The sequence below is a fragment of the Akkermansia muciniphila genome (assembly GCF_900184965.1).
GTDB lineage: Bacteria > Verrucomicrobiota > Verrucomicrobiia > Verrucomicrobiales > Akkermansiaceae > Akkermansia > Akkermansia muciniphila_A.
Genome location: NZ_FXYA01000080.1, coordinates 1 through 3,744, shown reverse-complemented (window position 1 = coordinate 3,744; position 3,744 = coordinate 1). Strand labels below are relative to the sequence as shown.

The following is a 3,744-nucleotide window of genomic DNA, read 5'->3' as shown; positions in this document are numbered from 1 at the left end:
CCGTCGTGTTGCCGAATTCGAAGGCTTCCTTCCGGTTGCCGATGTTGTCGTACTGGTAGCCGAAGCGCCCTCCAGGCCTGAGCTGGTCTCCGATCAGTTCGCCGCGGCTGTTGTAGGTGAACAAACGCGTCGTTTTGGGCGCCGCCGTGTTCCACGTGTCCCTGCGCCGGGTCGGACGGCCCAGCGCGTCGTAGTCGTATTCGTGCCTCGCCGGCGGGTTGGCGCTTCCGGGCCTCTGGTAGTCGATGACCGAGAGGAGGTCGCGGCTGCTTTCATAGGTGTTGACCCGGGTCATGCCGTTGGGGTAGGCGAGTTGTTCCACAAGCCCTCCCTGTTCGCAGTAAGTCCAGGAGAAGGGGTTTTCCATGCCTTCCGCCGCGAGGGCGGAGAGGCGGCCTTTGCCGTCATAGGACAGGCGCGCCTGCTGGACGCGGCGTTCGCCCGCGCTTAATTCGTACCCGGCCGGACGGCCGAGCCCGTCATAGAGTTCGGAGACCTGCCAGGAGATGCCGTTTGCCTCAAGGCAGTCTGTTTCCGGTTCCCCGTAGGGATTGCAGGCGAAGGTCCGCGTTCCGGAGGCATCCGTGATTTGCGTCAATTGGCCGAGGTGGTTGTAGGAGAAGCTCTGGCCGGGCGTGGCGTCCGAGTAGCTGATTCCCGCCAGCAGCCCGCGGGCCTGTTCGTAAGTGCAGGTCTTCACGATGCCGCGGGCGTTTGTTTCCGTGGCAAGCCTGTTGAAGGCGTCCCAGGTTTTGTCCACGTGCGTTCCGTCGGCATACGTTTTGCGCGTTTCCAGCCCCGTGGCTTCGTCATAGCTCCAGGTGGTGGTGTCGCCGTCCGCGCGCTCGGAAGGGTCCTCCGCGATGTCGCCTTCCTGCGCCGCGCGGAAGGTGGTCAGGCTCACCAGGCGGCCGGCCTCGTCATAGCCCAGGAGCAGGGGCTGCGTCCCCGTCCCCCATTCGGCCGTTTTCCGGCCTCTGGCGTCGTATCCGGCGCACACCGTATTTCCCAGCGCGTCCGTCACCACGGCGGCCAGGTCAAAGCGGGCGTCGTACTGCGTGACGGTTTCATTTCCAGCGGCGTCCGTCACGCTGACGGCCCGTCCGGCCAGGTCGGTCCGGATCGTCGTTGTGTTGCCGCGGCCGTCCGTGCGGGTCATGGTCACGCCCGTGGCCGTATAGGCGCGGGCGGCCGTTTCCGTGATGCCCGCGTGGTTCTGCTGCGAGAGCATCAGGCCGTCCGCCGCCACCGTTTGAGCCGTGACGCTGGAAGAGGGGATAACGCTCTTTTGGATTCTTTTCGTATTTTCAGCATACTCCGTCCATTCCGCCGCAGTCAAGCCGCGTTCGTCAACGATGACCGTTTTTGTTTCCAGAACCCCGGAGAGTTCGGACAGGAGCCGCTTCTGTACGGAAATAAGCGGATGACCATCAGCATGTGCAGAGCAGTAAATTGGAACGGAGACAGGTGTTAAAATGAATATCTAAAAAACACAACTATTTTTATATCATCAAAAAAATCCTCACAGGATTAACTTGTGAGGATTTTTTCAACATTACATTTAATTAATTACTTTTCACGAATACGTTCAACAACAAGAAAATCCCCGCGTAGAGTTCTTACAACTTTAGCACGAAAAATATAACCATTTTTTTTCCAATCGCTAAAAAAAGCATACTGAGCTTGCGAAATTTTCATTTTTTTCTTATACATTCTAGATTCAATATACTTTATGTCACCTTCCAGAGGAAATATAGTTTTTATTTCTGAGGGCATCTTGACTGGAACAGGAGAATATAAAGTCCAAAAATAATGTTCGTAACTTATGTCTTTTCTTTTTCCTCCTCCGTCGCTCGCAGAAAGAACTATGCTACTGGAAGGCAAATCAATTCCAAGATGTTCGTTTAATTTACAAATATCCCATGATTCTTGTTCAGGATCACATCCTGTTGTTAATAAAATATAAAAAGCAAAAAAAGTTCTATATAATATTCTTATATTCATATTTTTTATCGTCTTAATTTTTCTGATTCCCATCCGTCATATATCTGCAATGATTTTCCTTTTTCTAATTTTAACGTCTTTTTTATTGACCCACGCATATCAAATTCGCGCGCAATTCCCTGACGATGAAATTCTCCCATAAACTCATCAGTAATAACACATCCTAGAAAAGTTACTTGTTTTCCATTATCCCAATTGTAACGGTCATAAAATTTATATTCAAATTCAAATGTATATTCTCCATTGCAAATAGTCACATTTCCTTTACCCCATGCTTTATATCCACCAACGGCATAAAACCAATTTGAACTTTCTTCTTGACCATTGTATCCGATAGATACAGTCCCTGATGTTATACTATGTTTCCCATCAGGAAGAGTGTCAATAAAAGAACGAGCCATATTAAGTTCTCTCTCATAGAGATCTTTTGCACTAGGAACCTCATCAATCATCTTTTGCAATCGAATGGTATAATCACTTCCTGTACTTCTAAAATAATGTTGCAAATGAGCTACAGCATCAGGCATTGCTACTGAAATGGTATTTAAACAATTTAAAATAAGTCCTTTCAAAGCTACTATTTTCAATGTCCATCCCTTAGAATTCCAAACTCCAGCACCTACATCAGGTATTATAGGAGGATCATCAACACCAATTTGATAATCCGCCAATCCAAGCAGATCATATCGTTTTGTTAAACTATTACAAATAAATCTATATAAATTCCACCCTCCCTGTTCCGCGATGGGATCCCTGCTGATCCACCTTCCGTCGCGCGGATTGAGATGACGGTAGTTGTAGTAGATGAGGCCGAGCTCGTCGTCCATGTATTCGCACGAGAAGCGGAATTTGTTCTCTTGCGCCATGTTGCCTTCCGACGTGACCAGCCCTCCGTACGGACGGTATTCGTACAGGGCGCGGCGTCCGCGCGCTTCCCCGAAGAGGGAGGTGACGTTCTTCATCGCGTCGTGCATGCAGTAGAGATGCTCCTTCACCTGCGTCCCGTTCGCCTCCCAGCGCGTCATGGCCAGGACGCGCGTGGCCTCCGGTTCCGAGGGGTCCCAGAGGTAGCTGCGCACAAGTGCCGGCGTTTCCCCGGTCAAGTCGCACTCCGCCACCTGCAGGTGGTCCCGGTAGAGGTAGCGCGCGTGGAAGCCCGTTGTCCCTCCGACCGTCACTTTTTTCTCGAATCTCCTGCCCATGGAGTCGTAGGCGCATTCCACGGTTGTCCCGCCGTCCTCGCTTTCAAATTTCACGGGCCGGTTTTCGGCGTTGTAGGTGACTGTCCAGATGCCGGTGGAAGTTTTCACCAGCGTCTGGTTGCCGTCCGCGTCGTATTGGGGTGTAAAGGCTTCCCCGCCATTTCTGGCGATGCCCGCGTACCGGTTGAGTTCGTCGGTTTCATAGGCCGTCGTGTTGCCGAATTCGAAGGCTTCCTTCCGGTTGCCGATGTTGTCGTACTGGTAGCCGAAGCGCCCTCCAGGCCTGAGCTGGTCTCCGATCAGTTCGCCGCGGCTGTTGTAGGTGAACAAACGCGTCGTTTTGGGCGCCGCCGTGTTCCACGTGTCCCTGCGCCGGGTCGGACGGCCCAGCGCGTCGTAGTCGTATTCGTGCCTCGCCGGCGGGTTGGCGCTTCCGGGCCTCTGGTAGTCGATGACCGAGAGGAGGTCGCGGCTGCTTTCATAGGTGTTGACCCGGGTCATGCCGTTGGGGTAGGCGAGTTGTTCCACAAGCCCTCCC

General features: G+C 52.7%; 2 protein-coding genes and 1 pseudogene. All 3 read right to left on the bottom strand.

The window, feature by feature from the left end; genetic code table 11:
* A pseudogene (locus tag CI070_RS01525) lies at positions 1-1,339 on the bottom strand (RHS repeat protein); the annotation flags it as partial.
* Positions 1,340-1,569: 230 nt separating this feature from the next.
* A complete protein-coding gene (locus CI070_RS12930; protein WP_143245718.1) occupies positions 1,570-2,004 on the bottom strand; it encodes a hypothetical protein in 435 nt (144 codons plus the stop codon).
* Between the two features lie 5 nt (positions 2,005-2,009).
* A partial coding sequence (locus tag CI070_RS01520; protein ID WP_143246890.1) for an RHS repeat domain-containing protein occupies positions 2,010-3,744 on the bottom strand: 1,735 nt, incomplete at its 5' end.